The organism is Streptomyces sp. NPDC017448 (genome assembly GCF_044330565.1).
GTDB lineage: Bacteria > Actinomycetota > Actinomycetes > Streptomycetales > Streptomycetaceae > Streptomyces.
In genome coordinates, this window is the sequence record NZ_JBIRLM010000001.1 from 1 (window position 1) to 21,241 (window position 21,241).

Annotated in this window: 7 protein-coding genes; all 7 read right to left on the reverse strand. The window is 74.7% G+C overall.

Translation table 11 applies throughout. The annotated features are described in order from the left end of the window. Positions 1–139 precede the first annotated feature (139 nt). Positions 140–1,120, reverse strand: a complete 981-nt coding sequence (locus ACH4K1_RS00005) for a TauD/TfdA family dioxygenase (protein ID WP_398084701.1) — start codon at positions 1,118–1,120, stop codon at positions 140–142. Positions 1,121–1,134: 14 nt separating this feature from the next. Further along, positions 1,135–1,953: a 4'-phosphopantetheinyl transferase family protein gene (locus ACH4K1_RS00010; RefSeq protein ID WP_398084703.1), complete on the reverse strand. Its 819-nt coding sequence runs from the start codon at positions 1,951–1,953 to the stop codon at positions 1,135–1,137. 6 nt (positions 1,954–1,959) lie between these two features. Next, entirely contained in the window at positions 1,960–2,901 is a 942-nt protein-coding gene (locus tag ACH4K1_RS00015; protein ID WP_398084706.1) for a TauD/TfdA family dioxygenase, read from the reverse strand. Beyond that, entirely contained in the window at positions 2,898–4,154 is a 1,257-nt protein-coding gene (locus tag ACH4K1_RS00020; protein WP_398084708.1) for an MFS transporter, read from the reverse strand. Before ACH4K1_RS00020 ends, ACH4K1_RS00015 begins: the two co-directional genes overlap by 4 nt. Further along, positions 4,151–5,113, reverse strand: a complete 963-nt coding sequence (locus ACH4K1_RS00025) for an ornithine carbamoyltransferase (protein WP_398084711.1) — start codon at positions 5,111–5,113, stop codon at positions 4,151–4,153. Before ACH4K1_RS00025 ends, ACH4K1_RS00020 begins: the two co-directional genes overlap by 4 nt. Before the next feature lie 71 nt (positions 5,114–5,184). Then, on the reverse strand, positions 5,185–16,104 hold the full coding sequence (locus ACH4K1_RS00030; RefSeq protein WP_398084712.1) for an amino acid adenylation domain-containing protein: 10,920 nt from the start codon (positions 16,102–16,104) through the stop codon (positions 5,185–5,187). Then, the gene (locus tag ACH4K1_RS00035; RefSeq protein ID WP_398084715.1) at positions 16,101–21,158 is read right to left on the reverse strand and encodes an amino acid adenylation domain-containing protein; all 5,058 of its coding nucleotides are present in this window, start codon (positions 21,156–21,158) and stop codon (positions 16,101–16,103) included. Before ACH4K1_RS00035 ends, ACH4K1_RS00030 begins: the two co-directional genes overlap by 4 nt. Positions 21,159–21,241 lie beyond the last annotated feature (83 nt).

The following is a 21,241-nucleotide window of genomic DNA, read 5'->3' on the forward strand; positions in this document are numbered from 1 at the left end:
GGGGGGGGGGCGGGCGCCGCCGGCCGGGGCGGGGGGCGCCCCGCGGGGGGGGGGGGCCCCGGCGCCCGGGGGGGGGCCCCGGGCCCCCGCCCGCCCGGGGGGGGCGCCCGGCCCCCTCGTGCGTCCGGCGGGCGGCGGTTCAGCCGGCCGCCGGCTGCGACGGCTCGGCCATCGCCACCGCGATCCTGCGCGGCCCGGTGAACGGCTCACGGGCGTGGGCGGCGAGCATGTTGTCCACCACCAGGATGTCGTGGCGCTGCCAGTCGAACCGGGTGGAGGCGTCGCGGTAGCACTGGCGCAGGTGGGCCACCACGTCGTCGGGGATGGGGGCGCCGTCACCGTAGTAGGAGTTGGTCGGCAGGTCCTCGTCGGCGAAGATCTCCTGAAGGCCCTCGCGGACGTCCGGAGCGACCGTGCTGACGTGGAAGAACGTGATGTGGTTGAACCACACGTCCTCGCCGGTCACCGGGTGGCGGTGCACGGCGTCGCGGACCGCCGTGGTCCGCAGTCCGCCGGCGGTCCACTCGACGCCCAGCCCCTTGCCCTCGCAGTACGCGGTGACGGCGGCCCGGTCGTCGGTGTTGAACGCCTGCTGCCAGGGAACGCCGAAGTCCTCGTGGAAGTTGCGCACCACGCGCCAGCGGCGGCGGGTGAACTCCTCCCGCACGTCCGGGTCGATGGCGCGGAGCACCTGGCGGATGTCGGCGAGCGGGGTGGCGCCCAGGGTGTGGGCCGGCTCGATGCAGTAGAAGTACAGCGCCTGCGGCCAGACGGCCTGGTAGGAGTTCTCGTTGTGCAGGAAGATCTCCTCGTCCGCCGGGTAGTCGGTCGAGGTGTAGACCTGGCCCTTGATGGTGGAACGGGGCGAGGAGCGCTCGGCGTACGTCAGCGGCGGCGTGCCCGACAGGGCGTGCACGGAGCCGTTGAAGCCGTCGACGCCGGCCACGTCGAAGCCGCGCAGCAGCACGGCCCCGCGGGAGTGCAGCGCGGCCCGGATGGCGGGGCGGTTGCCCTCGATGAACTCCGCGACCGGGATGCCGGCGGCCGGCGCCTCGTACACGTGCGGCAGGTGGCCGGCACGGACGGTGGGGTCGAGCAGGGGCGTTGTGGTGATGGTCATGGTGACGGGCTCCTTCAGGAACGGAAGGGTACGAGCAGGGAGGCGGCGGTCTCCCGTGCGGGGACGGGGGGCGCCGTGGTGCCGGGGGCGCTGGTCAGGGCTCGCGGAACGACCGGGCCGGTGCTGCCGGCGGGCCGGGCGAGGGCGACGAACAGGCCGCCCGTGCCGGGCAGGTCCTGCACCAGCCACGAGCCGGCGCCGCCCTGCCCGGTGCTGCGCACGGTCAGCGGGCCCGGGCGTTCGGGGCGGACCTCCAGTTCGTGGAGGTCCGCCGTGATGCCGGTGCCGATCGCTTTCACCACCGCCTCCTTCCTGGTCCAGCACCGGAGGAAGGCCGCTTCCCGCGCGGCGCCCTCCGGCCGGCTGTTCACGTAGGTCAGTTCGGACGCGGAGAGCACCAGCTCCGCGGTCCCGGCCGAGCTGCCGGAGCGCCCGTCCTCGATGTCGATGCCGACCGGGCCCGCGGTGGTGACCGCCAGGGCCCAGTGCGGTCCGGCGTGCGAGAGGTTGAAGTCGAGGCCGGTCGGGGGGCCGGCGACGACGGGGCGGCCGTGGCCGGGGTCGGCGCACCAGGGGCAGGGCCGGGTGCCGAAGCGCAGGCCCGCCGCGGGGACGCCCAGGTAGCGGGAGAGGATCTGCCGCACGGCGATGTGCGCCCCCGCATACCGCACTCCCTCGGTGGGCGGCCTGCGCAGCATCACGGTGCGTTCGGCGGCGGAGAGCAGCCGCAGGGCGGCGGCGGGCGGCGCGTCGCGGGTCGAGCCCTGCCAGACGTGCACACCGCCGTCCGCCACCAGCGCCCGGTACTCCGCCGGGGAGTCGCTGTCGCTCACGGCGCCTCAGTCGGACATCGCCACGAGCACCCGGCGGGAGCCCGTGAAGGGGCGGCGGCCGTGCGACACGAGCATGTTGTCGATGAGCATGAGGTCGCCGGTGTTCCAGTCGCAGTCGCGGGCGTGCTCCAGGCCCCGGTCCCGGATCTGCAGGATGTGGGCGTCGGGGATGGGGGAGCCGTCGGCGAACGTCACGGACTGCGGCAGCTCGTCGGCGGAGAGGATCTGCGCGAGCGCGGCGGCCGTGTCGTCGCCGAGCCCGGCCGGGTGCCACTGGTCGGACTGGTTGAACCAGACCTCGTCACCGGTCACCGGGTGGACGGCGGTGGCGGGCCGGATCTGGCGCACCCGCAGCGAGCCGTCGCGCTGCCACGCGTACTCCGCCTCGGTCCGGGTGAGGAACTCCTCCACCACACCGCGGTCGGTGGTCTCGAAGGTGTCCTGCCAGCTCTTGCCGAGGCCGAGCCCGTCGTGGAGGTTCTGCTGGTAGCGGACCCCGCCGGCGAACGCCTCGCGCACCTCGTCGTCGAGCGAGGCCAGCCACAGCGCGGAGTCGGTGACGGGCGTCGCGCCCCCGGTCGCGGCCGCCTTCTGGCAGAAGAACAGCAGCCGGGCCGGCCAGGCGGCGGCGTAGGACATCTCGTTGTGCATCGAGATGGTGAACTCCTGCGGGTACTCCGTGGAGGTGTAGACGTTCTTGCCGACCTTGGTGCGGGGCGAGTTGCCGTGCACGTAGGCGAGGCGGTTGGGGAGCAGTTCGTCCATGACCGGGTCGAGCGTCTCCTCGGTGACGCCGAAACCCCGGAAGACGAGCGCCTTCTCCTTGACGAGCTGGTCGCTGATGGCCGCGGTGTCGCCGACCACGCGGAGCAGGCCGGCGGCCGAGGCCTCGACGCCCGCGTCCTGCGGGGTGATGACGAGCGGGGACCAGCTGGGCGTTGTGTTCATTCCTGATCTCCTTGAGGAGTGTTCCGGTGGTGTCGTGGAAGGTCGATGAGGAGCGCGGTGAGCGCGAGCGCGGCCATCGCCGCGCCGAGGGCGGCGGCCGTGCCGGCCGCGCCGGTCGCGTCCAGGAGCAGCCCGCCGAGGAGGGCGCCGAGCGCGTTGGCGCCCGAACCCGCCAGCTGGAGGGCGCTGTTGACGCGGCCCTGGAGCCGGTCGGGGGTGGTGAGCACCTGGTGGACGCCGCCCGCCACGTTCACGGCGCCGCCGACCATGCTCATCACGGCGAAGAGCGCGCCGAGCAGCCAGGGCGAGCGGGTCAGCGCGAGCGCGGGGACCAGGACCGCCCAGGCGACCAGCGCCCAGCGGACCAGGGACGGCAGCCCCAGGAGCTTCATCGCCCGGCCGCCGGCCAGGGCGCCGAGCGCGCCGCCGGCCCCGCTGATGGCGGCGATGACGCCGACCGTGCCGGGCGACAGCCCGTCCTCGTACAGGACGAAGGCGGGGAGCAGGGCGAGGGCCTGGAAGAGCACGTTGCTGCCGGAGACCAGCAGCATGACCAGGCGCAGGAAGGTGTTGCGCCACAGCCAGCGCAGCCCCTGGGCGATCTGCGGGCCCAGCCGCTCGCGGGGCGGCCGGTGCTCGGCGGGGCCCTGGAACGGGGAGCGGATGAGCAGCACCGCGGCGAGCGAGAGCAGATGGGCGGTGCCGGCCAGCAGGAACGGCGACCAGCGGGCGAGCGCGAACGCCGTGCTGCCCAGGGGCTGGCCGAGCAGCCCGGCGGCGCGGCCGCGCGCCTCGCTGCCGGAGAGCGCGGCGGTGAGCTGTGCGGCGGGGACGACATGGCGCACGGTCGCCCGTTCGGCGAGCCGGTAGCAGACCATCAGGGAGCCCTCGACGAAGGCGGCCGCCGCCAGGTGCGCGAGCCACACCCGGCCGCTCGCCACGGCGGCCACCACGCTGAGGGTGCTGAGCGCGCAGCCCGCGCTGCACAGCACCATCAGCCGCCGCCGGTCGCAGCGGTCGACCAGGACGCCCGCGGGCAACTGCACCAGGAGGTGGGGCAGTTGCGCCGCCGCCGCCGCCACGGCCCCCGCGGTCGCCGATCCGGTGGACCAGATCAGCAGCAGCGGGTAGGCGACCATGGAGGCGCGGGAACCGAGCAGGGTGAACCCGGCCCCGCCCCACAGCAGCAGGAAGTCGCGGTTGCGGCGCAGCGGCGGGGGCGCGGCGGCCGGCGCTTCGTCGAGGAGGCTCATGCGGTGGCCGCTGCCTCGGAACCGTCCCGCGCGCCGCGGGCCCAGGCGAGGACCGCCATGGCGCTGTGCATCTTGTTCTCGGCCTGCTGGAAGGCGAGGCTGTGCGGCCCGTCCAGGACCTCGGCGGTGACCTCGTCGCCGCGGTGCGCCGGCAGGTCGTGGAGGAAGACGGCTCCGGGGCTGGTCCGCCAGAGGTCGGCGGTGACCTGGAAGGGGGCGAAGACCCGCCGCCAGTCGGGGTCGGCCTTGGTGGTGCCGGTGGTCTGCCAGCGGGTGGTGTAGACGGCGTCGACCTCCTCCGGCAGGCCGGTCATGTCGTGGCGTTCGGTGACGGTCGAGCCGCAGCGGGCGGCGGTGCGCCGGGCGCGGTCGAGGAAAGCGGGGTCGAGGCCGTAGCCGGGCGGGGTGCGCAGGTCGAGGTGCGCGCCCTCGAAGCGGGTCAGGGCCAGGGCGAGCGCGGAGGCGGAGTTGTTGCCCTCGCCGACGTACAGGACGCGCAGGCCGTCCAGGCGGCCGAAGTGGGCCTGGAGGGTGGTGAGGTCGGTGAGCGCCTGGGTGGGGTGCTCGTCGGCGCTCATGGCGTTGATGACGGACATCCGCCGCTGGTTCGCCCAGGCCCGCATCTCGGCCGGGTCGTCGGCGGTGCGGGCGACCAGCACGTCGAGCATCCCGGAGAGGACCGCGCCGGTGTCCTCGCTGGTCTCGCCGGTGTTGAGCTGGAGGTCCCCGGCCCCGTACGTGATCAGGTGGCCGCCCAGGCGCAGCGCGCCGCTGGAGAAGGCGGTGCGGGTCCGGGTGGAGGTCCGCTTGAAGTAGACGCCCACCACCTGGTCGGCCAGCGGGCGCCGGGCGCCGGGGCCGGACCGGGCGAAGGCCACGCCGTCGTGGACGATCCGGCGCAGGTCGGAGTCGGAGAGGTCGTCGATGGAGATGAGGTGGCGTGCGGGCGGGTGGGTCACGGAGTCCTCCTGGAGGGGGTGGAAGTCGGCCGGGGGGCCGGGCCGCCCGGTCGGGGCGGCCCGGCGTCGGATCAGGCCCGGGGCTCCTCCGTCACCACGGGGGTGAGCAGAGGGTGGTCGGCCGGGGCGTCGGCGCCGGTGCCGGCCGCCGCCCAGTCGGCCATCAACTCGCCCTGGCCGAAGGAGTTCTCACGCTTGCTGAGGTGTGCCGTGAGGAACTTGACGACGTCCTTGCCGCTGTCGGAGTTGGTCAGCGCGACCAGCCCCACCCCGCTCCTGAGATGGGTGAGCGAGAGGTTCCAGTAGCCGGCCGGTTCACCGCCGTGCCCGAACTCGGCGTCGTCGCCCGTGTCGTCGACGATGGTGCCGAGTCCGTAGAAGCTGCCCGGATGGGTGTGGAGCAGCTCGGCGGCGGTCTCCCGGGGGATCAGGGCGCCGTCCAGGCCGAGGAGTGCGGCCCGGAAGTGGCGGGCGACCTTGCCGAGGTCCTCGGCGGTCGTCCACAGCCCGGCGGCGGCGAGGTGGGCGCGGTCGCGCCAGCCGCCCTCCAGGTGCTTGCCCTTCACGTGGTGGCCGAGCGCCACGGGGCGCCCGGCGGTGTGCGGGAAGGACTGGTCGAAGCTGCTGCCCGTGAGCTCCATGGGCGTCAGCACGAGCCGGTCCATCAGCTCCTGGAAGGACTGGCCGGTGGCGTCCTCCAGGAGCTGCTGCAGCACCCAGTAGTGCGTGCTGCTCTTGCGGAAGACCTCACCGGGGACGAGCTGTCGGCTGACCCGGGGGGTGGATACCGGCCCGGTCCCGTCGAGCAGTTCCCGCAGGGTGGGCACGCGCCCGCCGGGCCGGAACCCGACGCTGCGGTGGCGTGCGAAGCCCGCCGTGTGCCCGAGGAGCTGGCGGACCGTGACCGGTCCGGGCGCCTCGGGCAGGTCGGCGAGGTGCCACGAGGTGAGGTGCCGGTCGATCGGGTCGTCGAGGCCGATGAGCCCCTGGGCCACGAGTCGCAGGGTGGCGAACGCCGTGACGTGCTTGCTGATCGAGCCGACCTGGAACAGCGTCCCCGGGGTCACCGGTTCGCCGCCCCCTGCCCGCAGGTGGCCGACGCCGTGCAGCTCGGTCGAGCCGTCGGCGCCGAGAACGGCGACGCTCACACCGGGCACCCGGTGCTCGGCCATGAGAGCCCTCAGCTCGTCGAGGGGGAACGCCGGTGCGGCCGGCCGCCCGATCAGGGCGGCCACCTCCGCGAGCGGCCCCTCGGCCAGCTTGGCGCTGTCTCCGCCGCTCGCGCGGTCGAGCAGCGAGGCCAGCAGGTCGGCGGAGACCTCCACGCGGGCGGGGGCGGCGGGGGCCGCGGGGGCCGCCTCCGCCTCCGCCTCGCGTGCGTCCTCGTCGATGGCCGCGGCCAGGTCCACGAGGGTTCCGTGCTGGTACATGCGCCAGACGGAGACGGTGAGGCCCGCCCGCCGGGCGGCGGCCAGTACCTGGATCATCAGGATGGAGTGGCCGCCGAGGTCGAAGAACCGGTCGTGGATGCCGACGGTTCCGACGCCGAGCACCTCCTGCCAGATCGTGGCGAGGAGCTGTTCGGTGGGGGTGCGCGGGGCGACGTAGGGGTGGTCGTCGCCGCGCAGGGCGGAGCGGTCGGGGGCGGGCAGCGCCCGCCGGTCGACCTTGCCGTTGGCGTTGAGCGGCATGGCCTCCAGGGCGACGAACGCCGAGGGGACCATGTACGCGGGGAGCCGCAGGCCGCATTCCTCGGCGAGGGCCGAGGCGTCGGGGAGCCGCTGTCCTTCGTGCGGCACGCAGTGGGCGACGAGGCGCTTGTCGCCGGGGGTGGGTTCGTGGACCGTGACCACGGCGTCCCGCACGGCGGGGTGGGCGGCCACGACGGCCTGCACCTCGCCGAGCTCGACGCGGTAGCCGCGGATCTTGACCTGGTCGTCCAGGCGGCCGAGGAACTCGACCGCGCCGTCGGCGAGCATCCGCACCCGGTCGCCGGTGCGGTAGAGCCGCCCCCCGGTGGGCCCGTACGGGTCGGGGACGAAGCGCTCCGCGGTCAGGTCGGGGCGGCCCGCGTAGCCGCGTGCCACGCCGGTCCCGCCGACGTACAGCTCGCCGACCACGCCCACGGGCACCCGGCGCATGGCCCGGTCCAGGACGTGGGTGGTCATGTTCGGCAGGGGCGTGCCGATCGGCACCACGTCGAGGGCGACCGGCGCGGTCACCGGGTGGACGGTCGAGCCGACGGACGCCTCGGTGGGCCCGTACTCGTTGATCATCCGTCCCGCGCCCAGGAGTTCGAGCGCCTGGTTGGCGGTGGCGGCGGGCAGCGCCTCGCCCGCGACGACGAACACCCGGGCGAGCCGGTCCACCTCGTCGGTGGCGAGCTGCTCGGAGAGGATGTCGAGGTGGCCCGGGGTCAGCTTCACGAAGCTGTACGGGGCCCGGTCCATGAGCGCTTCCGCGAGGTCGCCCGGCACGGTGTCCTGCGGAACGACGTGCACGGCCTGCCCGGTGACCAGCGGACCCCACAGGTTGGGCACGACCAGGTCGAAGGCGACGGACGAGAACAGCGGTGCGCCGCCGGTGCCGCGCGCGGCCAGCTCCGCCGCCGCCCAGGCCACGTGGTTGGCCAGGCCCCGGTGCGGGATCTGGACGCCCTTGGGCCGGCCCGTCGAGCCGGAGGTGAAGATGACGTACGCGAGCCGGTCGGGGTCGTCGGTCCGGGCGGGCGCCCGCTCCTGCCTCTCCGGGCCCTCGCCCACCAGGAGCGGGGTGAGGCCGCCGAAGCGCGCCGCGTACTCGGGCTGGGTGACCGCGTGCGTCGCGCCGGCCGTCTCCAGCATGGAGGCGATGCGCCCGGCCGGGTAGGACGGGTCGACCGGCACGTACGCCGCGCCCGCCTTCCACACCCCGAGGAGCGTCGCGATGAGCCGGGGCGAGCGGTCGAGGAGCACGCCGACGGCGGACTCCGGGCCGGCGTTCTCGGCGAGCAGGCGGTGGCCGATCGCGTTGGCGGCCTCGTCCAGTTCCCGGTACGTGACCTCCTCGCCCCGGAAGGTGACGGCGACCGCCCCGGGGGTGGCCCGGGCCTGCCGCTCGAAGCGCTCCAGGACGGAGAGCGCCGGGTACTCCTCGGCGGTCTCGTTGAGGGCCCCCAGCCGCTCCGCCTCGCCCGCGGGCAGCGGGGCGTACTCCGCGCTGCCGTCCGGGTCGGCGGCCATCGCCTCGAGGACCTGCCGGTACAGGCCGGTCAGCCGGTCGGCGTGCTCGCGGGCCAGGGCGTGGGTGTGGGTGGTCAGCAGCAGGTGCCCGGAGACGGCGGAGACCGCGAGGGCGAACTCGGTGCCGCCCTCGCCGCTGCTGGCCTCGGGGTCGACCAGCCCGGTGTCGACGTGGTCGAAGTCCTGGTAGCTGAAGCGGACGTCGAGGAGCCGGCCGGCCCCGGCGTCGCGCTGGATGACCGGCATCGGGAAGCGCCGGCGGTCCCAGACGCGCCCTTCGGCGGCGAACACCTCCCGTACGAGGTCGGTCCAGGTGCCCCGCGCCCCGGCGAAGGCGAACGGCAGCGTGTTGAGGTACATGCCGTACACCCGCTCGGCGCCCGGCGACTCGGGGCGCGCGCTGCACACCAGGCCGCTGTGGAAGGCGGGTTCCTCGGTGAGCAGGGAGAGGACCTTCAGGTGGGCGGCGAGCAGGACGCTCTTCAGCGACACCTGGGCCTGCGTGGCGAGCGCGCGCAGCCTGGGCTGGAGGTCGAAGAGCTCGACCGCCGCCCGGTACTTCTCGCGCGGGGCGAGGGGGTTCCCGGCCCACGGGGCGGGCAGCGCGAACGGGGCGTGGCCGCTCACCACGTCCTTCCAGTAGGCGCGGTCGTCCTCGGAGTCCAAGGAGGCCAGTTCGGCGGCGATGAAGTCCGCGTAGCGCACCGGAGGGGCGGTGTACGGAGCCGGTTCGCCACCGTCCCGCAGCGCGCGGTAGGTCTCCAGGAGCTCCATGAGCAGGGCCCGGTGGCTCCAGCCCTCGGTGATGGCGTGGCAGACGGTGACGACGAGCCGCCAGGCGTGGTCGTCCTCCAGCTGCGCGGTCATCCGCAGCAGCGGCGCCTTCGCCAGGTCGAAGAGGACGGCGCGCTCCTCGGTGAGGATGGCGCGCGTCCGCTCCTCCCGGTCGCCCGCGAGCCTGAGGTCCTCGACCGCCAGCGGCACGTGGGCGGTGGGGGCGACGATCTGGAGGGGCGTGCTGTAGCCGTCGAGGTCGAAGGAGGTGCGCAGCATCTCGTGGCGCCGGGTGACGATGTCGAGGGCCCGGCGGAACGCGGCGACCTCGAAGGGGACGCCGTCGGTGATGCGGAAGGACGCCACGTTGAGGTAGGCGCGCTTCTCCTCGTCGGCGAGCATCTCCACGATCATGCCGAGCTGGACCTGCGACATCGGGTAGGCGTCGACGGTCCCCTCGGGCAGCCGGGCCCGGTCGTCCGGGCCGAGCAGCGCGAACGGCTCGACGGGCGGCGCCGCCTCGGCCGGCGCGGGGCGCCCGGTCAGGAACTCGCTGAGCTCGGCGACCGTGCGGTGCTCGAAGACCTCGCGCACCCCGACGTCGAACCCGGCGGCGCGCAGGGCGCCGACCAGGGCGACGGCGCGGATGGAGTGGCCCCCGAGGTCGAAGAACCCGTCCTCGACGCCGACCCGCTCCAACTGGAGTACCTGCGCCCAGATCTCGGCGACGCGCGCCTCGGTTCCGGTGCGCGGGGCGACATAGGGGGTGCCGGCGCCGAGCGCGGTGTCGTCGGGGTCGGGGAGGGCGCGTTTGTCGGTCTTGCCGTTGGCGTTGAGGGGGATGGCGTCGAGGGCGACGTAGGCGGCGGGGAGCATGTAGTCGGGCAGCCGGGCGGCGGCGTGCTCGCCGAGCCCGGCCGCGTCGACCGCGTTGCCGTCGGCGGTCACGTAGTACGCCACGAGGTGCGTCTCACCCGTGGCGGAGGCGCGGGCCACGACCACCGCTTCGCGGACGGCGGGGTGGTCGGCGAGGACGCTCTGGATCTCGCCGGGTTCGATGCGGTAGCCGCGGATCTTGACCTGGTCGTCGAGGCGGCCGAGGAATTCGACGGCGCCGTCGGGGCGGGTGCGGACGAGGTCGCCGGTGCGGTAGAGGCGGCTGCCGGGGAGCCCGTAGGGGTCGGGTGCGAAGCGGTCGGCGGTCAGGTCCGGGCGTCCCGCGTAGCCGCGGGCCACCCCGGACCCACCGACGTACAGCTCGCCCGGGACACCGGTGGCGACCGGCTGGAGCCACCGGTCCAGGACGTACATCGTCATATTGGGCAGGGCGTGCCCGATGGGCAGCACCTCGGACGGCTCCTCGGCCGGTACCGGGTACACGCAGGTCCCGACGGACGCCTCGGTGGGTCCGTACTCGTTGATCAGGCGGGTGTGGGGGGCGAGGGCCCGCCAGCGTTCCAGAGTGGCGCGGGTGAAGGCTTCACCCGCGACGACGAGCACCGGGGCGAGGGACGCGGCCTGCTCGGCCGTCAACTGCTCCGCCAGCACGTCGAGATGACCGGGGGTCAGCTTGATGAAGCTGTACGGCCCCCCTGCGGCCACCTCACGGCCCAGGTCGGCCATGTCGGTGGCCTGGGCGACGGTGTGGACCTTCTGGCCGGTGACGAGCGGGGCCCACAGGTTGGGGACGACGAGGTCGAAGGCGACCGAGGAGAACAGCGGTGCCCCGCCCTGCCCCTGGGAGGCCAACTCCCGTGCCGCCCACGCGACGTGGTTGGCCAGCCCCTGGTGGGTGACTTCGACGCCCTTGGGGCGGCCGGTCGAGCCGGAGGTGAAGACGGTGTACGCCAGCGCCTGCGGGTCCTCCACCCGCTCCGGGGCGGTGGCCGGCCGCGCGTCGATCGCCGCGTCGTCCATCCGTACCGTCGTGAAGCCGCTGAACCGTGGCTCGTACGCCTCCTGCGTCACCGCGAAGGCGGCGCCGGCCGTCTCCAGCATCGAGGCGATCCGCTCGGCCGGGTAGGACGGGTCGATCGGCACGTAGGACGCGCCGGCCTTCCACACGCCGAGGAACGCCGCGAGCAGGTCGGGTCCCCGGTCGAGCAGCACGCCGACCGGAGTGTGGGGGCGCACGCCCCGGGCCAGGAGGTGGTGCGCGAGCCGGTTGGCGCGCGCGTCCAGCTCCGCGTACGTCACCGACGTGCCGGCCTGCGAGACGGCCGTCGCGCCCGGGGTGCGGCGGGCCTGCTCCTCGAACCGGGACGGTACGGAGGCGGTGCCGAAATCGGCCCGCTCACCGGCGCCTTCGGCCAGCAGGCGGTCCCGGTCGGCCGGGGGCAGGCAGGAGGCGGCGGCGTCGCCGAGCGGGTCGGCGGCCATGGCCTCCAGCACCTGCCGCAGGATGCCCGCGAGGCGCCGCAGGGCCTGCTCGCTCAGGTGCTTGCGTCCGCCGGTGAGGAAGAGGTGGCCCAGGCGGGCGGAGACGCCGAGCGGGAACTCGGTGGGGCTGTCGTCGATGCTCGCCAGGTAGTCGACCTGCTCGCGGTCGACCTGGTCGAAGTCGTGGTAGCTGAAGCGGACCGAGACCAGCCGGCCGGAGTCCTGCGCGGCACGCTGGATGTCGGGCATCGGGTAGCCGCGGTGCGGCCACAGCTCCACCTCGCGGCCGAAGACCCGTGCCACCAGGTCGGTCCAGGTGCCGAAGGCGCCGTCGAAGGCGAACGGCAGGGTGTTGAGGTGCATGCCGTAGACGCCGTCGGCACCCAGCGCCTCGGGGCGCGCGTTGCAGACCAGGCCGGTGAAGAACCTCTCCTGGCCGGTGACCGCGCTCATCGTCGTGAGGTACGCGGCGTGCAGCACGCTCTTGAAGGACGCGCCGGCCGCCGAGGCCAGGGCGCGCAGCCGGTCCTCCAGGTCGTGCACGGGAACCTTGACGCGGTGCGGGTCGCCCGCCTCCCCGTCGCCCGCCCACGCCTCCGGGAAGGCGAACGGCTCGTAGCGCTCGACGATCTCCGTCCAGTACGCGCGGTCCGCGCCCTCCTCGCGCGAGGCCAGCTCGGCCGCGACGAAGTCCGCGAACCGGACGCCCGGCGCCTCGGGACGCGCGATCGCGGCGCCGCCGCGCGCCCGGTCGTACCCCTCGACCAGCTCCATCAGGAGGGAGTGGTGGCTCCAGCCGTCGAGGATGGCGTGGCACTCGGTGATCGTCAGCCACCAGCTGCCGTCGTCGCAGGCGTGCCCGGTCAGCCGCAGCTGCGGGGCCGCGTCCAGCGGGATGAGCGCGGCCCGCTCACGGGCGGTGAACTCCCGCAGCGCGCTCTCGACGCCGGCGGCGTCCAGGCCCCCGAGATCGTTGCCCGCGACCGGAGGCTCGACGTCACGGTGCACCAACTGCATCGGTACGTCATAGGAGTTGAGGTCGAAGGAGGTGCGCAGGACCTCGTGGCGCGCCACGGCGGCCCGGACCGCCGCACGCAGCGCCTCGATGGAGAAAGGCCGGTCGTCCCGGACCCGGAACGACGTGGAGTTGTGGTACGGGTGGCGGTCGTCGCTGAGCATCTCGACGACCATGCCGATCTGGACCTGCGACATCGGGTACGCGTCGGCCAGGCCCGCCGGCATCCGCTCCCGGTCGGCGGCCGTGACCAGCTCGAAGGGCTGGACGCCGGCCGTACGGACCACCGGCGCGCGTTCGGCGAGCCGCTCCGCCAGCCGGGCCACCGTGCGGTGCTCGAAGAGGTCGCGCACGGAGACGTCGAGACCGGCCTCGCGCAGGTGCCCGGCGAGGTTGATGGCGCGCAGCGAATGCCCGCCCAGGTCGAAGAAGCTGTCGTGGACGCCGACGGACGGGATCGTGAGGACCTCGCCCCAGATCGCGGCCACCCGGCGCTCCAGATCGGTGCGCGGCGCGGTGTACGTCTGGCCGGCGGCGCGCACGGCGCCGGGCCGGGGGGCTGGCAGCGCCTTGGCGTCGAGCTTGCCGTTCACGGTCAGCGGCAGCCGGTCGAGGGCGACGAAGGAGGACGGGACCATGTACTCGGGCAGGTCGCGGCCGAGCGCGGCGCGCAGGGCGGCGGCGTCGAACTCCGTACCGGGCGCGGGCACCACGTAGGCCACGAGCCGGCGGTCGCCGGGGGCGGTCTCACGGGCCAGGACCACGGTGTCGCGGACGCCTTCCTGCGCACCGAGCGCGGCGTTGATCTCGCCCAGCTCGATGCGGAAGCCGCGGATCTTGACCTGTTCGTCGTTGCGGCCGAGGAACTCCAGGCTGCCGTCGGCGAGCCGGCGCGCCACGTCGCCGCTGCGGTAGAGGCGGCTCCCGGGCTCCCCGAACGGGTCGGGCACGAAGCGTTCGGCGGTCAGCTCGGGCCGGCCCAGGTAGCCGCGCGCCACACCGCGCCCCGCCACGTGGATCTCGCCGTAGACCCCGACGGGGACGGGGTTGCCGCGTCCGTCGAGGAGGTGGACGGCCAGGTCGTCGAGGGCGACGCCGACGGGGCTGGCGCCCGCGCCGAGGTCGGTGGCGGTCAGCTCGTGGTGGGTGACGTGCACGGTGGTCTCGGTGATCCCGTACATGTTGACGAGCGTCGGCCGGGCGAGGCCGAGCCGGTCGGCCCACGGCCGCAGGTCGGCGACCTCCAGCTTCTCCCCGCCGAAGACGACGGTGCGCAGCGCCAGCCGGTCCACGCGCGGGTCGCCCTCGCGGGCGGTGGCGACCAGGGCGCGGAACGCGGAGGGCGTCTGGTTGAGGACGCTGACCCGCTGGTCGACGAGCAGGTCGAGGAAGGCGGACGGGTCGCGGGTCACCTCCTTCGGCACGACGACCAGCCGCCCGCCGTGCAGCAGCGCGCCCCACATCTCCCACACGGAGAAGTCGAAGGCGTAGGAGTGGAACAGCGTCCACACGTCGTCGGCGCGGAAACCGGTGCGCCGGCCGGTGGCCTCGAACAGGCGCAGCACGTTGGCGTGGGTGAGGCAGACGCCCTTGGGGCGGCCGGTGGAGCCCGAGGTGTAGATGACGTAGACGAGGTGGTCGGCGCCCGTGACGGGCTCCGGGTCGTGGGCCGGGGCCGCCTCCGGCGCCCCGTCCGCGTCCAGGACCAGGGTGGTGCCGGAGTGCAGCGGGGCGAGCAGCTCCGCGTGCGCGCTCTGCGTGACGACGACCGGGACGCCGGCGTCGGCGATCATGAAGCCGAGCCGGTCGGCCGGGGCCGCCGGGTCGAGCGGCAGATAGGCGCCGCCCGCCTTGAGGACGCCGAGCAGCGCGGGGACCAGATCGGCCGAGCGCTCCAGGCAGACGCCCACGAGGGTCTCCGGGCCGACGCCCGCCGCCCGCAGGCGGTGGGCGATGCGGTTGGCCCGTTCGTTGAGCTGCGCGTACGTCAGCTCCTCGGCCCCGAAGGTGACGGCGACGGAGTCCGGGGTGCGCCGGACCTGCGCCTCGAAGGCGCCGTGCACGGTGCCGGTGACCTCGCCGGTGAGGGCGGCGCCCGCGGTGAGCAGGGCGTGCTCGTCCGCGCCGAGCAGGCCGAGGGCGCCGACCTCGCGGTCCGGGGTGGTGACGGCCGCGTCCAGCAGCCGCACCAGGTGTCCGGTGAGCCGCTCGGCGGTGGCGCGGTCGAAGAGTTCGACGGCGTACTCCAGGTGCCCGTGCAGGGCCCCGTCGGCCCCCTCGCGGAACTGGAGGTCGAGGTCGTACTTGGCGGCGTCGCCCTCGCCCCGGAAGGGTTCGGCGGCGATGCCCGGCAGGGCGAAGGCTTCGGTGCGCTCGCCGTGCATGGTCAGCGCCACGTCGAACAGCGGGTTGCGGGAGAGGTCGCGTTCGGGCTGTACGGCGTCGATGAGCTGGGCGAAGGGCACGCCCTGGTGGTCGAAGGCGCCCAGCACGGTGTCCTTGGTGCGGGCCACCAGCTCGCGGAAGGTCGGCTCGTCCTCCCAGTGGCCCCGCAGGACCAGGCTGTTGATGCCGTAGCCGACCATGCCCTGGAGCTCGGGGCGGCCGCGTCCGGAGACGACGGTGCCGACCGCGATGTCGGCGGTGCCGGTGTACCGGGCGAGCAGGCCGTGGTAGGCGGCCAGGACCACCATGAACAGGGTGGCGTCCTGGTCCTCGGCGAACGCCCGGAGCCGGGTGGCGAGTTCACCGGGCAGGGAGAAGGCCGTGGTGGCGCCGGACGCGTCACGGACGGCCTTGCGGGGGCGGTCCGTGGGCAGTTCGACGGGGGTGAGCCCGACGAGCTGGCTCTTCCAGTAGTCGAGGTGGCGCTCCAGCGTCGCGCCGGACATCTCGGCGCGCTGCCAGGCGGCGAAGTCGGCGTACTGCACGGGGACCGGGGGGAGGGCGGGCTCCGTACCCTCGGCGAGGGCCGTGTAGAGGGCGCTCAGCTCACGGGCGACGACCTCGGTGGACCAGGCGTCGCAGGCGATGTGGTGGAAGACCAGGGCCAGGACGTGTTCGTCGTCGGCGAGCCGCAGCAGCCGGCCCCGGACGGGCAGGTCGCGCTCCAGGTCGAAGGGGAGGAACAGCTCGCGGTCGATGACGTCCTGGACGGCGGTCGTCCGCGCGCCGGGGGCGGTGCCGGTCAGGTCGACGAGGGGCAGGACGGCCCGCTCGGCGTCGGAGACGACCTGGACCGGGTCCTCCCCGGCCAGGGTGTAGCGGGTGCGCAGGATCTCGTGGCGGTCGGTGAGGCGCTGCCAGGCGGCGCCGAGCAGGTCCGCGTCGAGGGGCCCGGTCAGGGTGACGACGAGCGGTACGAGGTACTGGGTGCTGTCCGGGTCGAGGCGGCTGAGGAACCACATCTGTTCCTGGCCGTAGGAGAGCCGCAGGGGGGCCGCCCGGTCGGCCCGGGGTATCGCCGATCTGCGGCCGGCGCCCCGGCCGGCCAGGCGCCGCCGGATCAGCTCCTGGCGGGCCTGCTCGACGGCCTGGGCCTCCGGGCCCGCCCCGATCCCCTCGGCGCCGAGGCCGACGGGGGTGATCGCGTCCGTGCTCATGCGGTGAACTCCTTCGCCAGTGCCTGGCCGTTCGTCGGGGTTGCGTGCGGGGTTGCGTGCGGGGAGGCGGCCGGGGGGAGCGCGGCCAGCTCCGCGTCGATCTCGGCGACGACCGCGGCCTCCACGGCGGCGGCGAGCCGGGCCACGGTCGGGCCCTCGAAGACGGTGCGCACCTTGAAGTCGATGTCGAACTCCTCCTGGATCCGCGAGATGAGGCGGATGGCGAGGATCGAGTTCCCGCCGCTCTGGAAGAAGCTGTCCTCCACGCCCACCCGGGTGCCGAGGAGTTCGCTCCAGATGTCGGCGATCCGCTCCTCGGTGACGGTGCGGGGGGCGAGGCCCCCCGGGGCGCCCGCGGTGTCGTCGGGGTCGGGGAGGGCGCGTTTGTCGGTCTTGCCGTTGGCGTTGAGGGGGATGGCGTCGAGGGCGACGTAGGCGGCGGGGAGCATGTAGTCGGGCAGCCGGGCGGCGGCGTGCTTCCCGAGGTCGGCCGCGTCGACCGCGCTGCCGTCGGCGGACACGTAGTACGCCACCAGGCGGAGCTCGCCGACCGGGGTCGTGCGCGGCACCACCACTGCTTCGCGGACGGCGGGGTGGTCGGCGAGGACGCTCTGGATCTCGCCGGGTTCGATGCGGTAGCCGCGGATCTTGACCTGGTCGTCGAGGCGGCCGAGGAATTCGACGGCGCCGTCGGGGCGGGTGCGGACGAGGTCGCCGGTGCGGTAGAGGCGGCTGCCGGGGGGCCCGTACGGGTCGGGTGCGAAGCGGTCGGCGGTCAGGTCCGGGCGTCCGGCGTAGCCGCGGGCCACCCCGGTCCCGCCCACGTACAGCTCGCCCGGAACGCCCACCGGGGTGGGTTCGAGCGCCGCGTCGAGGACGTACATCGTCATGTTGGGCAGGGGGGTGCCGATGGGCAGTACCTCGGCCGTTTCGTCGGCCGGTACCGGGTAGACGCAGGTGCCGACGGACGCTTCGGTGGGTCCGTACTCGTTGATCAGGCGGGTGTGGGGGGCGAGGGCCCGCCAGCGTTCCAGGGTGGCGCGGGTGAAGGCTTCCCCGGCGACGACGAGCACGGGGGCGAGGGAGGCGGCCTGCTCGGGCGTCAACTGCTCGGCCAGCACGTCGAGGTGTCCGGGGGTCAGTTTGATGAAGCTGTAGGGACGTGATCCGGCGAGTTCCCGTCCGAGGTCGGCCATGTCGGTGTCCTGGGCGACGGTGTGGACTTTCTGGCCGGTGACGAGGGGGGCCCAGAGGTTGGGGACGACGAGGTCGAAGGCGACCGAGGAGAACAGCGGTGCCCCGCCCTGCCCCTGGGAGGCCAGCTCCCGTGCCGCCCAGGCGACGTGGTTGGCCAGCCCCTGGTGGGTGACTTCGACGCCCTTGGGGCGGCCGGTCGAGCCGGAGGTGAAGACGGTGTACGCCAGCGCCTGCGGGTCCTCCACCCGCTCGGGGGCCGTGCGGGGACGGGCGTCGATCGCGGCCCGGTCCCGGTCGACGAGCACGGTCGTGAAGCCGCTGAACCGTTCCCCGTACGCCTCCTGCGTCACCGCGAAGGCGGCGCCGGCCGTCTCCAGCATCGAGGCGATCCGCTCGGCCGGGTAGGACGGGTCGATCGGCACGTAGGACGCGCCGGCCTTCCACACGCCGAGGAACGCCGCGAGCAGGTTGGGCCCCCGGTCGAGCAGCACGCCGACCGGAGTGTGCGGGCGCACGCCCAGCGCGCGCAGGTGGTGCGCGAGCTGGTCGGCCCGCAGGTCGAGCTGCTTGTACGTCACCGAGGCGTCGCCGAAGGAGACCGCGGGCGCCTCGGGCGTGGCCCGGGCCTGCTCCTCGAAGCGCCGGACGACGCTCGCGTCCCCGAGATCGGCCCCGGTCGCGTTCCACCCGTCCAGCACGAGGGCGCGCTCCTCGGGGCGCAGCAGCGCCACCTCCGACAGCCGCACCCCGGGCCGGGTGGTGACCTCCTCCATGACCCGGACGAAGTGCTCCTTGAAGCGGACGACCGTGGCCTCGTCGAAGAGGGCGGTCGCGTACTCCAGGACCCCCTCCAGGGCGCCGTCGGCGGAGCGGCCCACGAAGACCGACAGGTCCGTCTTGGCGACCGTCCACGCCTCGGCGAAGGCGGCGAGGTCGGCGGTGCCGGTGGCGACGCTGGTGACGCCTTCGCTGTGCATGTCGAAGGCGACCTGGTAGAGCGGGGTGCGCGACAGGTCGCGCTCCGGCGCCAGCTCGTCCACGAGCCGGTCGAAGGGCAGGTCCTGGTGGGAGAAGGCCGCCACGGACGCGGCCCGCACCCGGCCCAGCGCCTCCTCGAAGGTGGGGTCGCCCTCCAGTGCGCAACGCACCACGAGGGAGTTGAGGAAGAACCCCACGGTGCCGGCCACCTCCGGCCGGCCGCGCCCCGCCACCGGTGTGCCGACCGGGACGTCCCACCGGCCGCTGTAGCGGGCCACCACGGTGGCGAAGACCGTCAGCAGGGTCATGAACGGGGTCGCGGCGTGGTCGCGGCCCAGCTTCTCCACCCGTGCGAACAGCTCCGGCTCCACGCGGATCGGCACGACCGCGCCGCGGGAGTCCCGCTCGGCGGGCCGGGGCCGGTCCGCCGGCAGCTCCACGGGCTCGACGCCGTCGAGTGCGGCGCGCCAGTGCGCCAGCTCCCCGGCCAGGAACGCGTCGGTGAGCCGCCTGCTCTGCCAGGAGGCGTAGTCGGCGTACTGGAGGCCCGGCGCGGCCAGCCGGGGCGCGCGGCGCTCGACGGAGGCCGCGCACAGTTCGCGCAGCTCGCGTTCGAGGACGACCGTGGACCAGCCGTCGCAGGCGATGTGGTGCAGGGTGACCAGCAGGACGTGGTCCTCACCGGGGACGCGGGCGAGCAGCGCCCGCCACAGCGGTCCGGCCGCCAGGTCGAAGCCGCGGGCGAACTGCTCCTCGAAGCGGCCGGCCAGCTCCTCGCGGCCGGTGTCGGCCACCCGCAGCTCCACCGGGAGGGGGGCGCCGATCACCTGCCGGGGTTCGCCGTCCCTCTCCTCGTAGCGGGTGCGCAGGATCTCGTGGCGGGCGGACAGCTCGTCCAGGGCCGCCTGTACGGCGGCGACCGGGGTGGCGGCCGGGAGGCGCACGATCAGCGGGGCGACCCACTCGCGGCTGCCCGGGTTCATCCGGTCCAGGACCCAGAGGCGCCGCTGGCCGGAGGAGAGCGGGAGTTCACCGGTGCGCGGGACGGCCGTCACGGCGTCGGCGTCGGCGGCCGGGGCGTCGATCAGGCGGGCCTGCGCCTCCACGGTGGTGGCGCTGAACAGGCCGCGCATGGAGATCGTGACCCCCGCCGCGCGCAGCCGGGCGGCCAGCCGGGTCAGCTGGAGGGAGGTGCCGCCCAGTGCGAAGAAGTCGTCGGTCGCGCCGACCTTCCCGCAGCCGAGCAGGGCCGCCCAGACGTCGGCGACCTGCTGTTCGGCGGGGGTGCGCGGGGCGACGTACGCGTCCTGTCCGGTGGCCGTCGTCTCGTCCAGGAGGGCGGTGACGGCCTTGCGGTCGGCCTTGCCGTTCGCGGTGAGCGGCAGCGCGTCCAGCGGCAGGAAGAGCGACGGTACGTGGCTGTCGGGCAGCCGGGTGCGCAGGTGGCGGCGGAGGTCGGCGGAGCCGATCCGGGTCCGGGCGGTGACGGCCGCACCGATCCGGCGGCCCCCGTCCGCGGCGGTGAAGGCGACGACGGCCGCCCCGGTCACCTCGGGGTGGGCGGTGAGCGCGGCCTCGACCTCGCCGGGCTCGATGCGCACGCCGTTGACCTTCAGCTGGTCGTCGAGGCGGCTCAGGTACTCCAGGACGCCGTCGGTGTTCCAGCGCACGAGGTCGCCGGTGCGGTACAGGCGGCTGCCGGGCGGCCCGTACGCGTCGGGCACGAAGCGCTCGGCGGTCAGGTCGGGGCGGCCCGCGTACCCCCGGGCCAGGCCGGTGCCGCCCGCGTACAGCTCACCGGCGACGCCCTGGGGGACCGGGGTGCCGTCGGCGCCCAGGACCAGGACGCGCATGCCCTTGAGGGGGCGGCCGATCGGGACGGGACCGGACTCCTGGGCGGGGTCGGCGGGGTGGGCGGTGATGTCGATGGAGCACTCGGTGGGCCCGTAGGTGTTCCACACCTCGACCGGGCCGGGCGCGGCCTGCCGCAGCCGCGCGACCAGTTCGGCGTGGAGCGGCTCGCCGGCGCTGAACAGCAGCCGCAGCCGGTCGCAGCCGGCCCAGCCGGACTCCTCGGCGAGCAGCCGCAGGACGGACGGCACGGCCTGGAGCACGGTGGCCCCGGCGTCGGCCGCGGCGGCCAGCAGGGCGCGCGGGTCGCGCTCGGCGCCGTCGGGGGCGCAGACCACCCGGCCGCCGCTGACGAGCGGGGCGTGGATCTCCAGGCCCGCCGCGTCGAAGCCGGGGGACGTCTTGAACAGCCAGCGGTCGTCGGGGCCCAGCCCGTGCTTGCGTACGGACCAGGCGATCCGGCCCGCGAGGCCGGCGTGGGTGACCTGGACGCCCTTGGGGCGGCCGGTCGAGCCGGAGGTGAAGATCGTGCAGACGACGTCGGCGGGGTCGGGCGCCGCGAACGGCGCGTCGGACAGGCCCGTGGCGTCGATGTCGGCGGGGGTGAGGGCGCGTACCCCCGGCGGGACGATGTGGGCGGCGAGCCGCGGTTCGGCGACGAGGAGGGCGGCCCCGCCGTCGGTGAGCAGCCCGGTCAGCCGGTCCTGGGGGTGGGAGGGGTCCAGGGGCAGGTAGGCGGCCCCGGCCCGTCCCACGCCCAGGAGGGTGGCGATGAGGTCGCTGCCCCGGTCCAGGCAGACGCCGACCAGTGTTCCGGGGCCGGCGCCCGCCGCCCGCAGGAAGCGCGCCACCTGCTCGGCGGCGGCGTCCAGCGTGCGGTAGTCGACCGTGCGGCCCTCCCCCTCGACGACGGCGATCGCGTCGGGGGTGCGGGCGGCCTGCGCGGCGAAGAGCGCGGACAGCGACTCCGGCTGCGCGGTGGAGACGGTTCCGCTCAGGGACGTCCCCGGCAACTGTGCGGCGTTCAACAGGTACTCCTCAAATGAACTGGCGCCAGGTGTGAACTAGGCATGGGATGGAGGGAACGGGCCCTGAGCGGGGCCCTCGCGGG